The following is a 20,539-nucleotide window of genomic DNA, read 5'->3' on the forward strand; positions in this document are numbered from 1 at the left end:
AAACAAAACAGCCGAAGAATAAAGGAGAAATCCCGTATTCTTCGGCTTTTCGTATTTCCGGCTCGAATAGGAATCAGAAAAGAAACAGCAACGAATCCAGAGACATTAGAAGTAAGACGTAAAAGCTGCAGATCCTTTATGGATGGGATCTGCCGCAGTTTTAATTATGGAATTCAGTTTGTACTGCGAATTGCTTTTAGCGGATCAGACTTGCGGAAGGTGTTTTTCTCAGTTTGAGGAGCGCCTGGTTCAGCGAAGCGGACTGGGCGTTGATCGCATCCTGTTCGGCTTTACTGTTTTTGCGCAGGTCTTTTGCGCGGTTGAGCTCGTTCTCAAAGGCGGTCCAGTTTGCTTCCTGGTAGCTGTCTTTCTGTTTGAAAACCGAATTTGATTTGGTGATCACCTGATCGAGGAGTGTCCAGTCTGGCGTATAGATCACATCGGCTTCGAATACCGCTTCAAGCGTGCGGTTTTGGACCAGGTGCTGGCGATAAAGATCGTTTCGCCGGTTTCAATGCCTTTGGCTTCCATGTCCGTGTCGTGTTCCACAGGACGCCGGGAAGCAAACGCATAGTAGGAATATTTCGGAAGGCGGAACAGATCCCAGATACCGCAGGCGGAAATCGTCGGATCGTATCCGCGGTTATGGTCGATACCAATCCACATGGTCATACCGGCCATGCGTTTATTGCTGTCGGTATACAGCTTTTTACCCTCGGCTAAAGAGATTACTCCTGTTCCCTCGAAATGGAAGCCGTTGTACAGGCGATTGTTGGCCTGTTCTACCATTCGCTCTTCTCCGCCGGGGTAGTAAGTACCCGGGCCGCGGGTGACACGGCACGTATCGGTAAAGTAGCCGTACTGTTCAAGCCAGAAGTCGCCGTATTCACGAATGAAGGACTGCGATGTATCGTTCTTAAGTTCTTCCGGGCGTCCCCAGACGATATCGCCTTTCGTTGAATCATCATAGGCTTCAACGGCTGTGCGAACGGAAGGTCCTTCGGATTTTGCGATTTCTTCCAGCGAGTTGGTAAATCCAGCCGGAACGCCGGTGGATTCATTCAGCGATGTTTCAAACGCGAAAATGCAGGGGTGATTGCGGTCGCGGCGCAACATCTGGCGCGTATCGTTTTTACGCGTTCTGCGAATACGGGGTTGTCATTCCAGTACTGCCAGCCCTGAATGGCTTCTACAACGAGAATGCCAAGCCGGTCGCATTCGTCGAGGAATGCCGGCGACTGGGCGTGGTGGGCGGTGCGAACGATCTGGAAGCCCGCGTTCTTATACAGGATGGCATCCTTGCGCTGCAGGTTGTCCGATGCCGCATAGCCGATGTACGGATATTCCTGATGACGGTTGACACCGGAAAGGAATCCCAGATGCTTCCCGTTAATTTTTACGCCTTCCGTGGCGCTGAAGATGACGGTACGAATACCGGTTGTGGTTTCTGTTCGATCCACTTCCTCGCCGTCGACGGTAACGGTGGAAACGAGCGTATACAGATTGGGGTGATCAAGATCCCACAGCTGCGGGTTTTCGAATTTGAAATTCTGCGCGATCGTCTGCGCATCACTGGCTGAAATCGTTACGGTTGAGCTTTTGGTGAGCGCTTCTTTGCCCTGCGGATCAACGTATGTCGACTTGAGGGTGACTTGCTTGTCTGCATCGGTTTCGTTGCGCACGTGCGTTTTGACAACGGCGGTCGCTTCTTGTTCACTGACCGACGGATAATCGATCAGAATTCCGCCTCCGGCTTCGATGTTTTCATACGTCGCATCGGTGATATGAACCGATTCCACGGAATGCAGATAGACGTTGCGGTAAATACCTCCGAAGTACGAGAAGTCCAGACTGCCCTGCGGCTTTCCGGGAGGAACCAGTCCATTGTCCCGGTTGTCGGTCAGGACTGTGATGACGTTTTTCTCGCCATCGCAGTGAACGGCATCCGTAATATCGAGGACGAAGGGAAGATAGCCTCCGTACTGGGTATGGTTTCCATCTTTGCTTCCGGTCAGCTTGGCTAACGGGCACTGAAGATGGGTCCCGTTGACCCATACATCGGTAACGCCCATGGCGCCTTCAAACTCGAAGTAAAGTTTTTTCCGGCATAGGATTCATCCAGGTAGAAGTGCTTGCGGTACATCGCTTCTCCCTGATAGTTTTTGCCGCCGCTCGCATTGTATTCTTCCAAACGAACGGGATGCGGCAGATCGACATTTTCCCAGCGTTCCAGTTCGGACTGGGGGTAGTCGACTTGAACAGCTTCTGGAATATTTGCGCGGACAAATTTCCAGCCCTGGTTGAAGTTCAGCTTCTCCCGCCCGTCGGCGGCAGTAATCTGTTCAACCGTCTGCGGCGAATCGGTTTCGTTCGCAGCGACTGTCTGGATCTGTCCTGGCAGCAGCATGCTGATGGAAAGCAGGACCATCAGCACGGGCAGACTCCATTGTCTGAGTGTTTTCATATTTCTCCTTTCCTCTCTTCGAATGTCTCAGACGAACACAGGGGATTTTGTCTGACGTGACGCGTTCGAGGGAGCGTCCATCCGAAAAGCTGCTATTGTAAGCCTTTCCAAGCCTCGTTTTAGCTTTTACCTGAAATTGAAAACATGATTTAGTAAACATTTATCGATTTCCCGTTGATTTGTGCACGGACGTAAAAGAAAAATGCAGCCGAACAAATGGAAAGGTGGGATGAGAAAGCAAACGAGGAAGGAGAAGACGCCAGAAAAAATGACGTTCTGGCATCCATGAATCCATATCGGGCACTTAAGCCATACAGAGGCTCCCATATAAAATAAATAGGATAGAAACGTTCAGTAGAAGGCAGTCTTTATTCGTTCGCTCCTGAGAGGAATGATCGGATTTCTTCGTGAGCGTAAACTTTCGCTAAGCATATTGCAGTGGCGTCCGTTTGCTCTGCTTCGATCGACAGGCAGAAAGCAGCCCGAAGATAAACGAACAGTATACAAAGCCTTTTCGGCTTTTTCCGGCTGATAGCGGAAACCAGATTTGGCTTTATAAGAGATGGAACCATTCGAGGCATTCAGAAAGACATCCTTTTGAAAAATAAGAAGCATACGGCTCATTTGAGCAAAAAGTCACCGAGGATCCGATGCATTTACTTGACCTTGTTTGGGGATCTCTGATTAAATAAGGAAGCTGTTTGCGCAAGGAAACAGCACTTGAAATCAACTCGTGAAAATATTTTAAAAATTCACAAATAATGCTTGCATCGCTTCGATGCCCGTGTTATTATAGTTGAGCGCTGAGGTGAATTGCTTCTCTCAGTCGTCAAATCACCTTTAGATATCGAAGAAAACAGCTTAAGTGAAAATCATGAAGAAATTCACAAATAGCTGTTGACAGAGATTTCTGATGATGATATGATAAGCAAGCCTTGTGAGAGATATCGAGTTTCTCACAAACAGATGGCTCTTTGAAAACTTTACAGACAGATCAAGAAATTCGAAATACACAACGTCGATTCTTAAAATCACAATAAGTACTCGAACAATCATTTATTCACGAAACATTAAACGCATAAGCGTTTGAGTCAATATCAAATGGAGAGTTTGATCCTGGCTCAGGATGAACGCTGGCGGCATGCCTAATACATGCAAGTCGAACGGATATCTTCGGATATCAGTGGCGAACGGGTGAGTAACACGTAGATAACCTGCCCATACCCGGGGATACGCTTTGGAAACGAAGTCTAAAACCCCATAGGAAAGAAGAAGGCATCTTCTTCTTTTGAAACAGGCGTTTGCCTGGGGGACGGATGGATCTGCGGTGCATTAGTTAGTTGGCGAGGTAACAGCTCACCAAGACGATGATGCATAGCCGGCCTGAGAGGGCGATCGGCCACACTGGGACTGAGACACGGCCCAGACTCCTGCGGGAGGCAGCAGTAGGGAATTTTCGTCAATGGGCGCAAGCCTGAACGAGCAATGCCGCGTGAGCGAAGAAGGTCTTCGGATCGTAAAACTCTGTTGCGGGGAAAAAGGAAGGGAAGAGGAAATGCTTTTCTTTTGATGGTACCCCGCCAGAAAGTCACGGCTAACTACGTGCCAGCAGCCGCGGTAATACGTAGGTGGCAAGCGTTATCCGGAATGATTGGGCGTAAAGGGTGCGCAGGCTGCGCGTCAAGTCTGAAGTGAAAGGTACGGGCTTAACCGGTACAGGCTTTGGAAACTGGCACGCTAGAGGACAGGAGAGGGCGGTGGAACTCCATGTGTAGCGGTAAAATGCGTAGATATATGGAAGAACACCAGTTGCGAAGGCGACCGCCTGGACTGTTGCTGACGCTCAGGCACGAAAGCGTGGGGAGCAAATAGGATTAGATACCCTAGTAGTCCACGCCCTAAACGATGAGGAGCAGGTGTCGGAGGGAGGACCCCGGTGCCGAAGCTAACGCAGTGACTCCTCCGCCTGGGGAGTATGCACGCAAGTGTGAAACTCAAAGGAATTGACGGGGGCCCGCACAAGCGGTGGAGTATGTGGTTTAATTCGAAGCAACGCGAAGAACCTTACCAGGCCTTGACATAGGACGCGAAGACTTAGAGATAAGTTGGAGGTTACCGTCCATACAGGTGGTGCATGGTTGTCGTCAGCTCGTGTCGTGAGATGTTCAGTTAAGTCTGGCAACGAGCGCAACCCTCGTGATATGTTGCTACCATTGAGTTGAGAACTCATATCAGACTGCCGGTGACAAACCGGAGGAAGGCGGGGATGACGTCAAATCATCATGCCCCTTATGGCCTGGGCTACACACGTACTACAATGGCGTCTACAAAGGGAAGCGAACCTGTGAAGGGAAGCGAACCCCATAAAAGACGTCCCAGTTCGGATTGAAGTCTGCAACCCGACTTCATGAAGTTGGAATCGCTAGTAATCGCGGATCAGCATGCCGCGGTGAATACGTTCCCGGGCCTTGTACACACCGCCCGTCAAACCATGGAAGCCGGCAACGCCCGAAGCCGACGGCATAACCCTTAAAGGGAGTGAGTCGTCTAAGGCGGGGCCGACGACTGGGGTTAAGTCGTAACAAGGTATCCCTACGGGAACGTGGGGATGGATCACCTCCTTTCTAAGGAGAAAGTACAAGGAAGTCCATTGGTGAAAGCCGATGGCAAAGAGTAATGAGTGAGGATTTGTCTGTGAGGTTTTGGAAGAGCGATCTTCCAGAGAATGGATCTTTGAAAAACGAGCATCAGTAAGAAGACATAACAGAAGGTCTAACGAAAAGTTGAAGAGTAATAAAGATTTAACCGAAAGTTGGAAACAGTTAGTGGAACAGTTCTTACGAAATAGAAAAATCTCGAAACAAGCATAACTAGAACCAAAGTTAGAGAACTAGATCAAGCAAGGAAGGGCGTACGGAGGATGCCTTGCCACTCTTGAATGATGAAGGACGCGCCAGGCTGCGAAAAGCCGTGCCGAGCTGTCAGGGAAGCGACGACACACGGATATCCGAATGGGGAACCCGGCTGGTTTTATAGCCAGTCATCCATGCAAATGGAGAGAAACCCGGTGAACTGAAACATCTAAGTAGCCGGAGGAAAAGAAAACAAAAGTGATTTTCCGAGTAGCGGCGAGCGAAAGGGAAAGAGCCCAAACCATAGCGATATGGGGTTGTAGGACCGCTGGAAATGAAAGACGAGCGAACGGGAACGCGATGGAAAGCGCGGACAGAGAAGGTGAAATCCCTGTACCGGCAAGCGAGTCAAGTAAGGAGCGGAATCCTGAGTACAACGGGACACGTGAAATCCTGTTGGAAGCAGGCGGGACCATCCGCCAAGGCTAAATAAGTAAGAGTGAGCGATAGAGAAGAGTACCGTGAGGGAAAGGTGAAAAGAACCGCGCAAGCGGAGTGAAAGAGAACCTGAAACCGTATGCCTGCAAGAAGTCAGAGCCCGACCAAGGGTGATGGCGTGCCTTTGTAGAATGAACCGGCGAGTTGCTTTTGAATGCAAGGTTAAGCGGGAAAACGCGAAGCCGAAGCGAAAGCGAGTCTTAAGAGGGCGGCAAGTAGTCAGGAGCAGACCCGAAACCGGGTGATCTAGCCATGGGCAGGTTGAAGCAGAGGTGAAACTTTGTGGAGGACCGAACCGACCATCGTTGAAAAGCTGGCGGATGACCTGTGGCTGGCGGAGAAATTCCAATCGAACCCGGAGATAGCTGGTTCTCCCCGAAATAGCTTTAGGGCTAGCGTCAATGTTATGGCTGCGGAGGTAGAGCGCTGAATTCATGATGGCCCCATCCGGGGTACTGAATGGAATCAAACTTACGAATGCCGCAGCGGGAAGTCGTTGGCAGTCAGAGTGCGGGTGATAAGGTCCGTGCTCAAGAGGAAACAGCCCAGACCGCCGTTTAAGGCCCCAAAATGACAGCTCAGTGGAAAAGGATGTGGGGACGCACGGACAACTAGGAGGTTGGCTCAGAAGCAGCCATCCTTGAAAGAGTGCGTAACAGCTCACTAGTCGAGTGGCCCTGCGCCGAAAATGTACCGGGGCTAAGCTGTCTGCCGAAAGCGCGGATTAAGTACTAGAGTATTTAGTGGTAGGGGAGCGTTGCATGTTCATTGAAGCATTACCGTAAGGGGATGTGGAGGACATGGAAGTGAGAATGCCGGTGTGAGTAGCGAGATGCAGGTGAGAATCCTGCACACCGAAAGCCCAAGGATTCCGGGGAAGGTTCGTCCGCCCCGGGTCAGTCGGGACCTAATGCGCAGCCGACAGGCGAAGCAGATGGAAAGCAGGCGAAGATTCCTGCACCTGAGATAAAGGCGATGGAGTGACAAAGACGGGAAGTGTGACCCTCTTAATGGATTGAGGGCGAAGCGCGGCAGTACCGGTCCAGGCAAATCCGGACCAGGAGGTACAGAGCGTTAGAGGTAAGCGAAATCCTTGGAAAGTAGCGAAGCACATGGAGCGGCTTTCAAGAAAAGCTTCTAGCGATACTTTATCTTGGCCCGTACCAAAACCGACACAGGTGGGCGGCAAGAGAATTGTAAGGTGAGCGAGAGAACTGTTGCCAAGGAACTCGGCAAAATGGCCCCGTACGTTCGCAAGAAGGGGCGCTCGAGAGAGCCGCAGTGAAAAGGCCCAAGCGACTGTTTAACTAAAACACAGCTCTATGCAAAGCCGTAAGGCGAAGTATATGGGGTGACACCTGCCCGGTGCTGGAAGGTTAAGGGGATCTGTGAGTCCGCAAGGAGGAAGCAGTGATCCGAAGCCCCAGTGAACGGCGGCCGTAACTATAACGGTCCTAAGGTAGCGAAATTCCTTGTCAGGTAAGTTCTGACCCGCACGAAAGGTGAAACGATTTGGGCGCTGTCTCGGCAGCAGACTCGGTGAAATCTTAGTACCTGTGAAAATGCAGGTTACCCGCAACTAGACGGAAAGACCCCATGGAGCTTTACTGCAGCCTGGTATTGGGTTTTGGATGATCATGTACAGGATAGGCGGGAGGCGAAGAAAAGAGTACGCCAGTATTCTTGGAGCCGACGTTGGGATACCGCCCTGATGATTTGAAGCCCTAACATAGAGGAAACTCATAGACAGTGCCAGGCGGGCAGTTTGACTGGGGCGGTCGCCTCCCAAAGAGTAACGGAGGCGCCCAAAGGTGCGTTCAGTCTGGATGGAAACCAGATATAGAGTGTAAATGCATAAGCGCGCCTGACTGCGAGGCCGACAAGCCGAGCAGGGACGAAAGTCGGGATTAGTGATCCGGCGGTGCCGAATGGAAGGGCCGTCGCTCAACGGATAAAAGCTACCCTGGGGATAACAGGCTGATCCCGCCCAAGAGTTCACATCGACGGCGGGGTTTGGCACCTCGATGTCGGCTCATCGCATCCTGGAGCTGGATTCGGTTCCAAGGGTTGGGCTGTCCGCCCATTAAAGCGGTACGCGAGCTGGGTTCAGAACGTCGTGAGACAGTTCGGTCCCTATCTGTTGTGGGCGCAGGAGATCTGAGGGAAGCTGTCCTTAGTACGAGAGGACCGGGATGGACCTGCCAATGGTGCACCGGTTGTTACGCCAGTAGCATAGCCGGGCAGCCAAGCAGGGATCGGATAAGCGCTGAAAGCATCTAAGCGCGAAGCCGAGCCCAAGATAAGATCTGCGGTATATAAGACCCCTTGAAGACGACAAGGCGATAGGCTGGAGATGGAAGCGAAGTGATTCGCGGAGTTGGCCAGTACTAATCGGTCGAAAGCTTAATCTAAGATTCGAGAAAGCTATACGCAAGAAGCCACTACGAAACCAACGATCGCGTTAGATCGTTATGTTGGAAGACTGATGTTTGTTTTTGGAAGATCCATTCAAAAATCTAAGTATGGTGGCGATAGCCTGCAGGATACACCCGGAAACATATCGAACCCGGTCAGTTAAGCTGCAGAACGCCGACAATAGCCGCAAGGCAAAGATAGGAAGCTGCCAGACAAAATGAAATCCCCGAAGGATAAAGGAGAAATCCGATATCTTTCGGGGATTTTTCTGTGCGTTGGAAACCGAATGGAATCGGCGGACCAAAGCGGCTTTGAAAAAGAAACTAATCTTCTTCAAGAATGTGGGTGAGGGCCACTTTCACAACGGAATGGATATGTTCGTCATCCAGGAAGTAGTACACAGCTTTTCCGTCTTTCCGGCTGCGGATCAGTTTGGCGGCTTTAAGCGCCTTGAGCTGATGGGAAACCGCGGAACGGGACATGCCGATCACATTGCACAGATCCGACACGCACAGTTCTTTCTTTTCCAGCGCAATCAGAATTTTCAGCCGGGTCTGATCGCCCATGACTTTATAAAAATCCGCCAGCCGTTCCAGAATTTCCGGACAGGGAAGCGATTCAATGGCGTTTTCTACGGCTGCCTGATCCAGGCTTTCGTACAGAGGTTCATGCGTATTCATGCCTGTATCATACCGCATGATCCGTTTTTACGCGAAATCATTCTCTAGAGCCCGCCCCAGAAGGCCATTCAAATCCGTTCAGAAAATGGGGATGTTTCTGTTGCAAACCCATGCAGAGTCGATATAATAGAAACGTAAATAGTTGAACAATCGTTCAACTAATAAGTGATTCAATGTATCCCAGAAACAGGAAGAAAACATAGTCATAAAAAAACATAGTCATAAAAGGAGAACGTTATGAAGAAAACATACAAAATCGAAGTGGACTGTCCCACTTGTGCTTCGAAACTGCAGAGCTGTGCAGAACAGACGGAAGGAGTTGAAAAGTGCTCGGTCAATCTGATGACGCAGAAACTCGTCATTGAAGCCCCGGCCGAATCACAGAAAGCCATCATTGAATCCATCGCGAAGCGCATGGCGTATATCGATGATGACGTTGTGATCTACAGATAGCTATGACAAAGAAACAAAAGAAAAATCTCAGGAAAATCCTGATCAGCGCGGCGGCCTATGCAGCGCTTGCGCTTTCTTCAATCTGGATTCAATGGCCAGCCCTTCTTCAGGCGCTTCTCTATCTGGCCATCTATCTTTACATTTCCTGGGGTGTTCTCAAGAAAACACTCAAGAACATTAAAAACAAGGACTTCATGGATGAAAACTTCCTGATGACCTTAGCCAGCCTGGGTGCCTTCGCTCTTGGCGAATACTCTGAAGCCGTAGCGGTTATGCTGTTTTATCAGGTCGGCGAATGGTTCCAGTCCTACGCGCTGGAGCGCTCGCGCAAGAACATTTCCGCACTGATGGATATCCGTCCGGAATATGCCAACCTGGTCGAAGAAGACGGCTCCGTGAAGGAAGTCGATCCGGATGAAGTCAAAGTCGGTCAGACGATTGTCATTAAACCGGGTGAACGCATTCCTCTGGACGGTACGGTTCTTACCGGTACCGGTTCAATCGATACGTCCGCGCTGACCGGCGAGAGCGTTCCGAAAACGGTTCGTCCTGGCGACGAAGTCATTTCCGGATGCATCAACCAGAACGGACTGCTCCATGTCAAAGTCAGCCGGGAATTCTCGAACTCGACGGTTTCCCGCATTCTCGATCTGGTTGAAAACGCGACCGACAAGAAGAGCCGTTCCGAACAGTTCATCACCAAATTTGCCCGTGTCTACACGCCAATTGTTGTATGCAGTGCCATCGCTCTGGCGATTATCCCTTCGCTGATCACAGGACAATGGGCAACCTGGGTTTACCGCGCACTGGAATTCCTCGTTATTTCGTGCCCGTGTGCTCTGGTTATTTCCGTACCTCTGGCTTTCTTTGGCGGAATTGGCGGCGCTTCCCGCTGCGGCATTCTCGTTAAGGGAAGTACATATCTGCAGGATCTGGCCGATGTCAAAACCATTGTTTTCGATAAGACCGGAACGCTGACTAAAGGTACGTTTGAAGTCACATCGATTACCCCGGTATCCATACCGCGCGAAGAGCTTTTACAACTCTGCGCGAAAGCGGAATCGTATTCGACGCACCCGATTGCCTTAAGCATTGAGCGTGCGGCCAGACTGGAAAACCCGAAAGAGGGCGTTTCCAATGTCGAAGAAGTCGCCGGTAAAGGCATCATTGCTCAGATCGATGGAAAATCGGTTGCCGTCGGCAATGAAAAGCTGATGCTTTCATTAGGCATTCCGGCCGATGACCTGCCGAAAGGATCTGGCTTTGGAACTGTGGTTTACACCGCCTGCGATCAGAAACTTGCCGGAGTGATTGAAGTTGCTGACGAGCCCAAAGAAGAAGCCAGAACCGTTACCGATCTGCTTCGCAAATATGGCGTAAAACGATTCGTCATGCTTACCGGTGATGCCAAAGGTGTCGCCGAAGCGGTAGCCACACAGGCTGGCATTGACGAAGTACACGCCCAGCTTCTGCCGGAGCAGAAAGTCGAATGGCTGGAAAAGATTCTTCAGAACAAGGAAGGCATTACCGCCTATGTCGGCGACGGCATTAACGACGCGCCGGTACTGGGCATGGCCGATGTCGGTATTGCAATGGGCGGCCTGGGCAGCGATGCGGCCATTGAAGCCGCGGACGTTGTTCTGATGGACGATCAGCTCGATTCGCTGATTACCGCCATTCGTATTTCCCGCAACACCCTGAAGATTGCCCGCGAGAACATCATTTTCGCGATCTTCGTTAAAATTCTGATGCTCGTGCTTGGCGCACTGGGTATCGTCAACATGTGGGGCGCTGTATTCGCCGATGTCGGTGTTTCCGTTCTCTGCATTCTCAATTCCATGCGTGCCCTGCGTACGCGCAAATACCGTCTCAATACGCCGGAGCTGAAATAATCAGCCCCGGCTTTTTTGAAGGAAAGAGCGGACGCGGGCACCATTCGATCGCAATCGCGTGGTTTTTCCTATCATAGAAGAAGGAGGGATCCATATGAAAGAACATGAAAACAAGCTGGAGATCGCCGAACTGATCGGTGAGGTTTCCAGAAATCTGGACAAAAAGGATCTGAATAAAGTCCTTGAAGCCTTTTCTGCCGACGCAGAATTCACGATTGAAGAAGATGGAAAGGCTGCGGTCGATTTAACCGGAAGAGAAGCTATCCGCGAACACATTGCCAGCCATATGGAAAAGTATGATCTGATTTTCCATAACAGCGGCTCCACAGTTGTGGATCTGATTCATCTCGATCAGAGTGCGACAGCGGCTACCAGCTGCATCGTGAAAACCCGCACGAACGATCCAATCGTCACCACCGATGAATATGTGTACTATCTTGACTCGCTGGTAAAAGTCAACGGTTTCTGGTACATCGTAAAACGTACGATTCAGATCGAATCCAAATCGGTACGCTAAGCATGCAGAATCCGGGACTTTCCCGGATTTTTCATTTTCTGCCGGATCAGGCCTGAGGGCGAACAGGGCGTCATTTGGCAGGACAAAATTAAACGATCCAGTTTTGAGACTGGATAGGAGATCCATATGAAACGCTCTACTATTGCTTCGCCAGATGGCGCCCTGGCCTTTTTCTTTGCGATTTTCGCCTTGCTGATCTGGTACGTCTCGGTATTTCCGTCGATTGACAACCTGACGCTCTTTTCCTTGAGCATGGTCTGGCTGCTGCTTTCGGCGGGTACGCTGATTGCTTCTTTAATTAACATGGTCCGCGGTTTTTCGCGCGGCAATACCAACCTTCTCGCAACCATTCTTCTCGGATTTATTCCCGGTGTGGATACGCTGGTTGCCTTAGGCATGCGCGTAATCGGCGCCCCGTATCATCCGGTCCTCTATGGGGTCATGTATATGATTGGTGCTATCTTAACGATCAGCGCTGCCTGGCGGAGAAGAATGCAGCCTGGCTATATTTTTCTGCGGACACTGATTGTCGGCCTCGGTCTGCTCTGCCTGGGCATCGGTGATACGTTCGAACTCCATGGCGTTCTCGTCCTTGGCGGCTGGCTGATGTTTGTCTTTGCGATGCTCAGTTTTTACTATGGTCTGTCCAGACTGTACGAAGAGTTTGGCTTTCCGCTGCCGGAAGGCAAATCCTTCTTTAAGGAAAGCGAGAAGACAGCCGGTCTGCCGTCCTATCCGAAATCCAAAGCGGATAAGACGAGTAAAGAACCGCTTCATCCGCGTCAGGAACGCCTGAGCAGCCCGGATATGATTGTCGCCTTTATTTGCGCGACGTTTGGCAGCCTGAGCTTTGCCATTCCGTTTTTCGGTCTGGGCGATGATTCGGTGATGTCTGCCGGTATTATTCGTATCGTTCTTGGCATTATCTTTTACTGCAGTGCCCTGATCAATATGTTTAAAGGTTCGCCTTACGGTTCGCTTAATCTGATTTTCGCGGTCTGCTTTGGTCTGTTTGCAGGATCTACGCTCTCGCTCCAGTCTTTGCATGACGTGATTTCCTTTCGATTCAGCCGACGTTTTTCGGGGTGGTTCAGCTGTTTGCGGGTCTGTATCTGGTCGCGATCATTCCGGCCACGCGAAAGGCACCGGCGTATCGTTCGCTGGCCATGTTCTGCTCGGGCATGGGCTTTGTAACAGGCGGAATCGACTTGCTGACAAAAATTCCGTACATGAACAAAGCCAGCGGCCTCTTCTTCCTCGTCTTCTGCCTGCTCAATATTTATGCAGGCATGTCGGCTCTGCTTCCCAGTCTTCGTCAGGGTCCGACCATCGATCAGCTGCTTAAAAAGAAAAAGCCTGAGTCGTGACTCGAAGCATCCAGATATCGGAGCATTCAGATAGTTGAACATACAAAAACAGTCCTCTTTGCGGGTACGCGATCAAACGCTTCCTGCAATCGAGGACTGTTTTTTTGATGTTATTTTGGCTTATTTTCGTTTTGCCTGCCTTTGTTTCGTCTATCGACGTTTTGGCAGTCTGCGATTTTTGCGATCGGCGGAACGATTCGAAGCTTCCGGTGCCGTTTGACTGCGCATGGTCAGTGCAATCCGTTTGCGCTTGGGATCGACTTCAAGAATGCGGGTGCGTACGACCTGACCGACATGAACGATCTCATTGGGATCTTTGACAAAGCGGTCTGCCAGCTGGGAAATATGGACCAGACCGTCTTCATGAACTCCAATGTCGACGAACGCGCCGAAGCTTGTGACGTTGCGGACGGTGCCTTCCATTTCCATTCCCGGCTGCAAATCTTCCAGATGCAAAATGCCTTTCTTCAGAATCGGGCCATCGAGCGCGTCACGCGGGTCGAGTCCGGGGAGGCGAGTTCGCTTAAAATGTCGCTTACCGTATACGGATCGCTGCCCAGTTCCTGAGACAGACGCTGCGCATTCAGGGATTTGAGCGTTCTGGAAAACCCATCGCTGTGCATGTCGTTTAAAGACAGATTCGTTTTTCCAGAATCCGGGCGGCTAACGGATAGCTTTCGGGATGAATGCCGGTGTTATCAAGCGGGTTCGATCCGGAGTGAATGCGCAAAAAGCCGATGCTCTGCTCATAAATCGTATCGGAAAGCAGACTCGCCAGTTCCGTACGGTCTGTAAACGGACGGTTTCTCTGGCTTTCAGGATTTTGCTGATCTGCGGCTTTTTCAGACCGGCGATATGGCGAAGCAGGCTGACGGAAGCCGTGTTGACGTTGACACCGACGCGGTTAACGACTTTATCGGTTACAAAGTCGAGCGTTTCGCGCAGCTGCTTCTGGGACACATCGTGCTGGTATTCGCCAATGCCCAGAGACTGGGGATCGATTTTCACGAGTTCGGAAAGCGGATCCTGTATGCGACGCCCGATGGAAATGGCGGAACGCTCTTCGACGGGCAGATCCGGGAATTCTTCCTTGGCCAGCGGGGAAGCGGAGTAAACCGAAGCGCCGGCTTCGTTTCCGATCACATAGGAAACTTCCGGGAATTCGGGAAGAATCGAAGAAATCAGTTCGATCGATTCCTGACTGGCAGTACCGTTGCCGATGACGATCAGCGTGGGATGGAAGCGGCGCAGCAGTTCCTTCGTTTTTGCGACGGCTTCCTGATAAAAGCGGGCTTCCGGAGCCACTTTGGATCCGTGCTTGAACGGATAGACGACGCACGTATGGAGCAGGCTGCCTTCTTTGGAAAGAACGGCCAGCTTGCATCCGTTCAGGTAGCCTGGATCCCATGAGAGAATGACCTGTCCTTTTAACGGTCTAGCCATGAGCAGGTGTTCGAGATTGGATGCAAAGCCCTGAATGGCTTTTTGTGTGCGTTTTCGCGCAGCTCACTGCGGATTTCGCGTTTGACGGAAGGCAGAATGAGACGGATGAGCGCGTCATGAATGACGGCCATCATCCAGTCGCTGACCGGCTTGCGGCCAAAAGGATCTGCCGGATCCGGCGTTCGATGTCTTCGTTGTCGCTGGTAATGGATACGGTGATGACTTTTTCCTTTTCCGCCCGGTCCATAGCGAGGACGCGATGGTGCGGAATGGTTTTGATCGGATTGGTGAAGTCGTAGAACATTTCATAAATGCCCTGCGGATCTTCGGCATCTTTTTCAGCGTGCTCGTCAGGGATTCTTTTCAAGAAGCTCCTTGCGAACGGCCTGACGGACGGCAGGGGTGTTGGCAATGCGTTCGGCGAGAATGTAGCCGGCCTGTTCGAGGGTATCGTCATCAAGCGTATCCGGACGGGTTTTGAGTTCGAACAGAGAATCCGCAATCGGACCAAACCCGGCTTCGATCGCGGCGGATGCTTTGGTTTTGCGCTTTTCCTTGTAGGGACGATAAATTTCTTCCAGCTCCGCCTGAGTTGCAGCATCGAGAACGGCTTTTTCAAATCGTCGTTCAGAACGCTTTTTCCTGAAGCGCGGCCAGAACGGTTTCCTTTCGCTCCTGCAGAGCGGTCTGGTATTTCCAGGTCTGTTCAATGTTTCGCAGCTGGTCCTCATCGAGAGAACCGGTCTGCTCCTTGCGATAGCGGGCGATAAAAGGAATGGTGGCTCCTTCTTCGAGCAGATCGTGTGCAGCCTGAACCTGACGCTCAGGCAGGCCGAGAAGTTCGGCGGTACGTTTTAAGATATCCATTTTTCAGGATATCATCCAGAAGAGAGAATGCAATCGGATCGATGACAGATGCAGGATCGAGGCCGAATCGAAGCTGAATTGAAGCCCAGTCAAAGGGCAGTTCACAAGAAACTCGAAGCGGATAAAAGCGTTCCAAAAGCGTCTGGATGCGCCGCATAGAGCCGACGAAAAAGCCAACGGATCTGGACGAATATATATATTGTAGAGAATGAGGATTTCCAATTACGAATTGGCGAAAAAGAAAGGAAGAAAGGCCATGAAAGCTCATGCAGAAAAAGAACAAGGACACGAGCCAATGTGCGGTCATGTATACGAGCAAGTATACGAACAGGCACACGATCCCGTACAAGAGCTGGATGAAACGAGAGAAAGGCTGCCCATTCGTACGCAGATCGAAGCGTACGCCAATCCCAGACGGGCCGCCTTTTCCGCTTCGCTGACGCCGACGATCGATTCGTCCCGCGTTCTTGGCGTTCGGGTCGGGGACCTGGATGCGATTAAAAGAAAATGACCCCGGTGCAAAAGACAGCATTTCTTCAGGAAAAGCCGCATCTCTATTACGAAGAAGATCTTTTGCACGTTCGTCTTCTCAATGAACTTCGAGATCCACAGGAAGCCAGAAGCGCCGCAGAAGATTTTCTGTGTGCCTGCACATCCTGGGCGATTACGGACGGACTGAGCTTTCGGTATTTAAGCGATGAAGATCTGCTGAGCATGGCCAGCGATTTTCTCCAAAACGAAAACGAATACGCTGTGCGCCTTGGTCTCCTCTGGATTTTAAAGCGGGCCCCAAAACGGCCGGATGCCAGACAATGGGTCGATCTGGCTTTGCAGGCGAAAGGGCAAAACGACACGAAACAGCTGATCGACATAAAGGGCTGGATGCTTTGTGAAGTGATGATTTACAAGCCGGATCTGGCCTGGTCCATTCTGGAGGATCCAGCGATTTCTCGGGATGTTCGTTTGCGGGCGATCGCCAAGTGCGTGGAAAGCCTGCGCATTTCCAATGACGACAAGGAGAAGCTTCGTGCCCTGCGAAAGAAACTGAAAGAAGCAAAGCGCTAAACGATTTCTGCCAAATTCACCCCATCCCAAAGGGCCTCGTTTACGGCCGGTAAAATGCAGGTAAAGAAAGAAAGCGGTTCGATCCTTCCTCAAAGGTCGATCGAAAGCCGGTTTCTTTTCGAAAAGAGAAGGATGAGGTGTACAACTATGAAAAACAAATCTTCTTTGCTTACGGGTACCATCGAAAAATCCGGAAAGAAAATCGCTCTGCTCGAAGCCGGCATCGCTGCGCTGGCTGTAGTCTTCGGCTTTTCGATCCTGGTTCTGATCGCCCATGTGCAGTCGGCGATCGAAATCCTGCTCTTTCCAGACGGCTTGACGATGCCAGGTTTTCCGGCGGAATGGCTGTTTGCGGCAGCGGCAACGCTGGCGGCAGTCCTCTGTGCGGTTCCTGTTCTGACCCGCCGCTTTCGCCGCCGATAAGGTGCATTCAGACCGGCAAAGTAGAAGCCGCTTTCTATCTTTTGCCGGTTCGCACAAAAGCTCTGGGAAAGTCTGCATGGTGCGGGCATCGTTTTGACAGAAGTTCACAGAGCGCCTTATAATCAGGGCAACGATGCTGAAAAGGACATGGTTTTCCGAGATTTGGATCCAGAAAGAAGAGCGGTCGATGCGAGCTCTTTGAAGAACCGGAAGATTACTCCTTGGAATCGCCCCTGAAAAGGTGTGCCGTTCGTCCGCGTTAAGGCGTCAAGAGCTGGCTGTTTCGTCAATGGTTCTTCCTGTTCCACCCGATCCGCTGGATATCGAATTCAAACGATCGGATTCTTGTTCGACATGAAGATCGAACGCATTTCATTGCTGGAAGAAAGAAGCAGTCTGAACTAAGGTGGTACCGCGCACGGCAGGCGTCCTTATGGATTCCTGCCGTTTTTTATGCCCAAAAGGCAAAGCGTCTGTCGGAGAGCGGAACAGATTCGACAGGCATGAAATCACACTCGCAAGAAAGGACAGAAACTGTTATGGAACTCATCAACATTCTTGAAGATGAACATCTTTCTACGCTGAACCATTCTGCAGCCCATCTGATGGCGCAGGCAGTGAAACGTCTGTATCCTCAGGCAAAGTTCTGGGTTGGACCGGTCATCAGCGATGGCTTCTACTACGATATGGATCTTGGCGATGTCAGTCTGACCGATGAAGACCTCGTCAAAATCGAAAAGGAAATGAAGAAGATCGCCAAGGACGGCAAGCGCATTGTTCGCCGCGAAGTGTCCAAGGAAGAAGCCCGTGAAATGTTCGCGGACGATCTGTACAAGGAAGATCTGATCGACGGACTCGAAGACGGAAACATCACCGTCTATTCGCAGGGTGAATTTACCGACCTCTGCCGCGGACCGCACGTGGATTCCGTGAAAGAACTGAAAAACGTAAAACTGCTCAAGCACTCCGGCGCCTACTGGAAAGGCGACAAGAACAACAAAATGCTTCAGCGTGTTTACGGTATTGCCTTTGATACCAAGGAACAGCTCGACGACTATCTGGCAGCGCTCGAAGAAGCGAAAAACGCGACCACAAGAAACTTGGCCGTGAAATGAACCTGTTTACGGTTTCGGAATATGCACCAGGTATGCCGATTTTCCTGCCGGATGGTATGATTCTGCGGAATCTGCTTGAAAACTACTGGTACGACATTCATGCCAAAACGGTTACAAGTTCATCAAGACACCAATCATGATGTCCCGTGAACTTTGGGAACGCTCCGGCCACTGGGATCACTACAAGAACAACATGTACACATCCAAAGTGGACGACCGCGATTTTGCCATCAAGCCTATGAATTGCCCGGGTGCGCTGCTCGTCTATAACAACGACCTGCACTCCTACAAGGATCTGCCGCTGCGAATCGGCGAACTGGGTCAGGTTCACCGCCACGAAGCGTCCGGCGCGCTGAACGGTCTGTTCCGCGTTCGTACGTTTACCCAGGATGATGCGCATATTTTCGTAACTCCGGATCAGATCGAATCCGAAGTTAAGGGCGTTCTGGATCTGATCGACCAGATTTACGGCGTATTCGGTCTGCCGTACACGATCGAACTGTCCACTCGTCCGGAAAAGGACTACATCGGAACCATCGAAATCTGGGATAAATCCGAAAAAGCCCTCGCGGATGCCTGCGTCAAAGCCGGCAAGGACTACACCGTAAACCCGGGCGACGGCGCCTTCTACGGACCGAAACTGGATATCCATATCAAGGATTCCCTCGGCCGTGACTGGCAGTGCGGAACGATCCAGCTCGACATGAACCTGCCAGAACGTTTTGAATGCACTTACGTAGATGCGGACGGCTCGAGAAAAACACCGCTCATGCTGCACCGTGTAATTTATGGATCCATCGAACGCTTTATCGGTATTCTGATTGAGCACTTCGGCGGTCACTTCCCGCTGTGGCTGGCCCCGAAACAGTTCGTTGTCATTCCGGTTCATCAGGAAAACATGCGGCGTACGCCAGAGAAGTGGCAGATGCCCTCGAAAAACTCGGCATGCGTGTCAGCGTCGATGATCGCAATGAGAAACTCGGCTACCGCATTCGTGAAGCCCAGATGAAGAAAATTCCGTATCAGCTTGTTGTCGGCGACCGCGATATGGAAGCCGGAACGGTAACCATCCGTAAATCCGGAAGCAAGGACGCGGTAACTCTGACGCTCAATGAGGCTCTTGATCGCTTTAAGAAGGAGGTTGACGACAAATGTCTCTTTACCATCGATTAAAACCCGCCCTGTGCGGACTGCTCGCACTCGGCCTGGCTGCCTGCAGCTCACCAGCTCCTGCTGCATCCAGCAGCGAAGCATCTTCCACATCGTCCAAAGGATCGGAAACGGCTCTTGCTGAACCTTTGAAAGTACTCTGCCCGCAGGGTGCACCGGCTCTAGCTACACTTGGCCTCGAAGTCGATGACGCGGATGTGGAATATGTTGAAGGCCAGGATCTGCTGGTCAGCGAACTGTCCAAGAAAGAGGGCGACTACGATATGATCGTCGCTCCAATCAACCTGGGTGTAAAAACCTGGAAAGAAGCTGAAGCCTATCAGCTTGAAGGCGTTCTGACCTGGGGCAACCTGTATGTAGTCAGCGCCGATGAAACCTGGAATGCGCCGGATATGAAAATCGCTCTGTTTGGCGAAGGCGCTGTTCCTGGACTTGTCTTTGATGAAGTCTATCCGGATCTGCAGGCGACCAGCGAATACTATCCGTCGGTAGCCGAAGCGTCTACCGCTCTGGTTTCCGGAAAAGTGGATGCCGCTCTGCTTGCACAGCCTGCAGCCGCTGGTGCTGTAGCCAAAGCCAAGGAAAACGGTACCGAACTGAAAGTACAGGCCGATCTGCAGCAGCTCTGGCAGGAAAAACACGAAACCAGCCAGAAAGGCTATCCGCAGGCCGCTCTGTTCGTGAAGAAAGATCACGCCAAAGATTACCAGAATGCCATCGACAAAATGGCTGACTATCTGAAAACGGCAGACGAAGCCAAGATCGAAGAAGATGTCGATCTGCTCACACCGGATAAACTCGGTGTTCCAAATGCGAAACTCGCAGCCAAGACCTGGGCACAGCAGAACATCCACTTTGAAAAAGCCGCTGATGTAGAAGAAGACATCACCAAATTCCTCGACGTCTTTGGCATGAAACTGCCGGAAGGTCTGCTTGTAAAGTAAGACACGATTGAGAAATAAAAATGCCAGTCCTTTCTTTGTTCAGGCATTGGACTTTTTCCTTCCTCAGGCTTTGCCTACACTGAGCTTGTGGAGGGCCATGTCATGAACGAAGAACAGGCACATGTACAGTTTCTGAAAGATAAAGCCCAGTCTTTAGGCCTTACGTTTGAGCAGTACATGTTATTTCTCATTTTCGAAAACATTGAACATTCGCCGTATTTCAATACGCCCGCACCCGTTTTGCAAAAGGAACTGTGGCAAAACTGAACCGGCGACGGATTCAAGATCCAGTAAAATGAGAAGAAGACAGCCGCAAAAGCTGTCTTCTTTTTTCGCGGCGCTGTTTTCAAAATCAAAAGCGTTCGTCTTCCGGT

General features: G+C 51.0%; 23 protein-coding genes, 3 rRNA genes and 1 pseudogene. 14 read left to right on the forward strand and 13 right to left on the reverse strand.

Translation table 11 applies throughout. The features are described from left to right. Nucleotides 1–196: 196 nt before the first annotated feature. Genes KWG61_RS05235 through KWG61_RS05250 form a run of 4 tightly spaced genes read right to left on the reverse strand, consistent with a single transcriptional unit; the run spans nucleotide 197 to nucleotide 2,464 of the window. On the reverse strand, nucleotides 197–439 hold the full coding sequence (locus KWG61_RS05235; RefSeq protein WP_230268466.1) for a hypothetical protein: 243 nt from the start codon (nucleotides 437–439) through the stop codon (nucleotides 197–199). Beyond that, nucleotides 436–1,116: a hypothetical protein gene (locus tag KWG61_RS05240; RefSeq protein ID WP_242745166.1), complete on the reverse strand. Its 681-nt coding sequence runs from the start codon at nucleotides 1,114–1,116 to the stop codon at nucleotides 436–438. Before KWG61_RS05240 ends, KWG61_RS05235 begins: the two co-directional genes overlap by 4 nt. Beyond that, nucleotides 1,062–2,072: a glycoside hydrolase family 2 protein gene (locus KWG61_RS05245; RefSeq protein WP_242745167.1), complete on the reverse strand. Its 1,011-nt coding sequence runs from the start codon at nucleotides 2,070–2,072 to the stop codon at nucleotides 1,062–1,064. Before KWG61_RS05245 ends, KWG61_RS05240 begins: the two co-directional genes overlap by 55 nt. Further along, a complete protein-coding gene (locus KWG61_RS05250; protein WP_242745168.1) occupies nucleotides 2,021–2,464 on the reverse strand; it encodes a hypothetical protein in 444 nt (147 codons plus the stop codon). Before KWG61_RS05250 ends, KWG61_RS05245 begins: the two co-directional genes overlap by 52 nt. A gap of 1,098 nt (nucleotides 2,465–3,562) precedes the next feature. On the opposite strand from KWG61_RS05250, the gene KWG61_RS05255 reads away from it, so the two are divergent. From KWG61_RS05255 to rrf, 3 genes are all read left to right on the forward strand, one after another. Beyond that, nucleotides 3,563–5,088: ribosomal RNA gene (locus KWG61_RS05255) — 16S ribosomal RNA — on the forward strand. 269 nt (nucleotides 5,089–5,357) lie between these two features. Further along, nucleotides 5,358–8,225 (forward strand): 23S ribosomal RNA (locus KWG61_RS05260). Nucleotides 8,226–8,335: 110 nt separating this feature from the next. Continuing rightward, a 5S ribosomal RNA gene (gene rrf, locus KWG61_RS05265) occupies nucleotides 8,336–8,443 on the forward strand. The 16S, 23S and 5S rRNA genes sit together here, the layout of an rRNA operon. Nucleotides 8,444–8,552: 109 nt before the next feature. Here rrf and KWG61_RS05270 read toward each other — a convergent pair. Continuing rightward, nucleotides 8,553–8,927, reverse strand: a complete 375-nt coding sequence (locus KWG61_RS05270) for a helix-turn-helix transcriptional regulator (protein WP_230267649.1) — start codon at nucleotides 8,925–8,927, stop codon at nucleotides 8,553–8,555. Nucleotides 8,928–9,146: 219 nt separating this feature from the next. On the opposite strand from KWG61_RS05270, the gene KWG61_RS05275 reads away from it, so the two are divergent. The 5 genes from KWG61_RS05275 to KWG61_RS05295 all read left to right on the forward strand — a co-directional run bounded on the left by KWG61_RS05275 (nucleotide 9,147) and on the right by KWG61_RS05295 (nucleotide 13,138). After that, complete coding sequence (locus KWG61_RS05275) at nucleotides 9,147–9,362, forward strand: cation transporter (RefSeq protein WP_230267650.1); 216 nt, start codon at nucleotides 9,147–9,149, stop codon at nucleotides 9,360–9,362. A gap of 2 nt (nucleotides 9,363–9,364) precedes the next feature. Then, the gene (locus KWG61_RS05280; protein ID WP_230267651.1) at nucleotides 9,365–11,254 is read left to right on the forward strand and encodes a heavy metal translocating P-type ATPase; all 1,890 of its coding nucleotides are present in this window, start codon (nucleotides 9,365–9,367) and stop codon (nucleotides 11,252–11,254) included. A gap of 94 nt (nucleotides 11,255–11,348) precedes the next feature. Further along, a complete protein-coding gene (locus KWG61_RS05285) occupies nucleotides 11,349–11,771 on the forward strand; it encodes a nuclear transport factor 2 family protein (RefSeq protein WP_230267652.1) in 423 nt (140 codons plus the stop codon). A gap of 126 nt (nucleotides 11,772–11,897) precedes the next feature. Continuing rightward, complete coding sequence (locus KWG61_RS05290; protein ID WP_242745169.1) at nucleotides 11,898–12,965, forward strand: hypothetical protein; 1,068 nt, start codon at nucleotides 11,898–11,900, stop codon at nucleotides 12,963–12,965. After that, entirely contained in the window at nucleotides 12,953–13,138 is a 186-nt protein-coding gene (locus KWG61_RS05295; protein WP_242745170.1) for a hypothetical protein, read from the forward strand. The genes KWG61_RS05290 and KWG61_RS05295 overlap by 13 nt, the downstream gene beginning before the upstream one ends. A 150-nt stretch (nucleotides 13,139–13,288) precedes the next feature. Here the strand turns inward: KWG61_RS05295 and KWG61_RS05300 are convergent, their stop codons facing one another. Genes KWG61_RS05300 through KWG61_RS16020 form a run of 8 tightly spaced genes read right to left on the reverse strand, consistent with a single transcriptional unit; the run spans nucleotide 13,289 to nucleotide 15,448 of the window. Next, nucleotides 13,289–13,594, reverse strand: coding sequence for a S1 RNA-binding domain-containing protein (locus KWG61_RS05300; RefSeq protein WP_242745171.1), 306 nt, complete (start codon nucleotides 13,592–13,594; stop codon nucleotides 13,289–13,291). A gap of 11 nt (nucleotides 13,595–13,605) precedes the next feature. After that, on the reverse strand, nucleotides 13,606–13,761 hold the full coding sequence (locus KWG61_RS05305) for a hypothetical protein (protein ID WP_242745172.1): 156 nt from the start codon (nucleotides 13,759–13,761) through the stop codon (nucleotides 13,606–13,608). Between the two features lie 5 nt (nucleotides 13,762–13,766). Further along, complete coding sequence (locus tag KWG61_RS05310; protein ID WP_242745567.1) at nucleotides 13,767–13,826, reverse strand: hypothetical protein; 60 nt, start codon at nucleotides 13,824–13,826, stop codon at nucleotides 13,767–13,769. Then, nucleotides 13,802–14,581 carry a helix-hairpin-helix domain-containing protein gene (locus tag KWG61_RS05315; protein WP_242745173.1) on the reverse strand — a complete coding sequence of 260 codons (780 nt, stop codon included), beginning with the start codon at nucleotides 14,579–14,581 and terminating at the stop codon, nucleotides 13,802–13,804. Before KWG61_RS05315 ends, KWG61_RS05310 begins: the two co-directional genes overlap by 25 nt. Then, nucleotides 14,566–14,715 (reverse strand): hypothetical protein, encoded by a 150-nt coding sequence (locus KWG61_RS05320; RefSeq protein WP_242745174.1) that lies wholly within the window; start codon nucleotides 14,713–14,715, stop codon nucleotides 14,566–14,568. The genes KWG61_RS05315 and KWG61_RS05320 overlap by 16 nt, the downstream gene beginning before the upstream one ends. Continuing rightward, entirely contained in the window at nucleotides 14,712–14,948 is a 237-nt protein-coding gene (locus tag KWG61_RS05325) for a hypothetical protein (RefSeq protein ID WP_242745175.1), read from the reverse strand. The genes KWG61_RS05320 and KWG61_RS05325 overlap by 4 nt, the downstream gene beginning before the upstream one ends. Further along, nucleotides 14,932–15,291 carry a Tex-like N-terminal domain-containing protein gene (locus tag KWG61_RS05330; protein ID WP_256460794.1) on the reverse strand — a complete coding sequence of 120 codons (360 nt, stop codon included), beginning with the start codon at nucleotides 15,289–15,291 and terminating at the stop codon, nucleotides 14,932–14,934. Before KWG61_RS05330 ends, KWG61_RS05325 begins: the two co-directional genes overlap by 17 nt. Then, on the reverse strand, nucleotides 15,209–15,448 hold the full coding sequence (locus tag KWG61_RS16020) for a Tex-like N-terminal domain-containing protein (RefSeq protein WP_256460795.1): 240 nt from the start codon (nucleotides 15,446–15,448) through the stop codon (nucleotides 15,209–15,211). Before KWG61_RS16020 ends, KWG61_RS05330 begins: the two co-directional genes overlap by 83 nt. Nucleotides 15,449–15,704: 256 nt before the next feature. Between KWG61_RS16020 and KWG61_RS05335 the strand changes: the two genes are divergently transcribed. The 6 genes and pseudogenes from KWG61_RS05335 (at nucleotide 15,705) to KWG61_RS05360 (ending at nucleotide 20,432) form a co-directional block, all read left to right on the forward strand. Continuing rightward, a complete protein-coding gene (locus KWG61_RS05335; RefSeq protein ID WP_242745176.1) occupies nucleotides 15,705–15,959 on the forward strand; it encodes a hypothetical protein in 255 nt (84 codons plus the stop codon). A gap of 5 nt (nucleotides 15,960–15,964) precedes the next feature. Next, entirely contained in the window at nucleotides 15,965–16,513 is a 549-nt protein-coding gene (locus KWG61_RS05340) for a hypothetical protein (protein ID WP_242745177.1), read from the forward strand. 147 nt (nucleotides 16,514–16,660) lie between these two features. Continuing rightward, on the forward strand, nucleotides 16,661–16,936 hold the full coding sequence (locus KWG61_RS05345; protein ID WP_230267656.1) for a hypothetical protein: 276 nt from the start codon (nucleotides 16,661–16,663) through the stop codon (nucleotides 16,934–16,936). 539 nt (nucleotides 16,937–17,475) lie between these two features. Next, a pseudogene (thrS, locus tag KWG61_RS05350) lies at nucleotides 17,476–19,224 on the forward strand (threonine--tRNA ligase). Further along, nucleotides 19,203–20,165 (forward strand): hypothetical protein, encoded by a 963-nt coding sequence (locus KWG61_RS05355; RefSeq protein WP_230267658.1) that lies wholly within the window; start codon nucleotides 19,203–19,205, stop codon nucleotides 20,163–20,165. Before thrS ends, KWG61_RS05355 begins: the two are co-directional and overlap by 22 nt. A gap of 87 nt (nucleotides 20,166–20,252) precedes the next feature. Continuing rightward, nucleotides 20,253–20,432 (forward strand): hypothetical protein, encoded by a 180-nt coding sequence (locus tag KWG61_RS05360; protein WP_242745178.1) that lies wholly within the window; start codon nucleotides 20,253–20,255, stop codon nucleotides 20,430–20,432. Nucleotides 20,433–20,539 lie beyond the last annotated feature (107 nt).

The organism is Allobaculum sp. Allo2, assembly GCF_022701175.1.
GTDB classification, from domain to species: domain Bacteria; phylum Bacillota_I; class Bacilli_A; order Erysipelotrichales; family Erysipelotrichaceae; genus Allobaculum; species Allobaculum fili.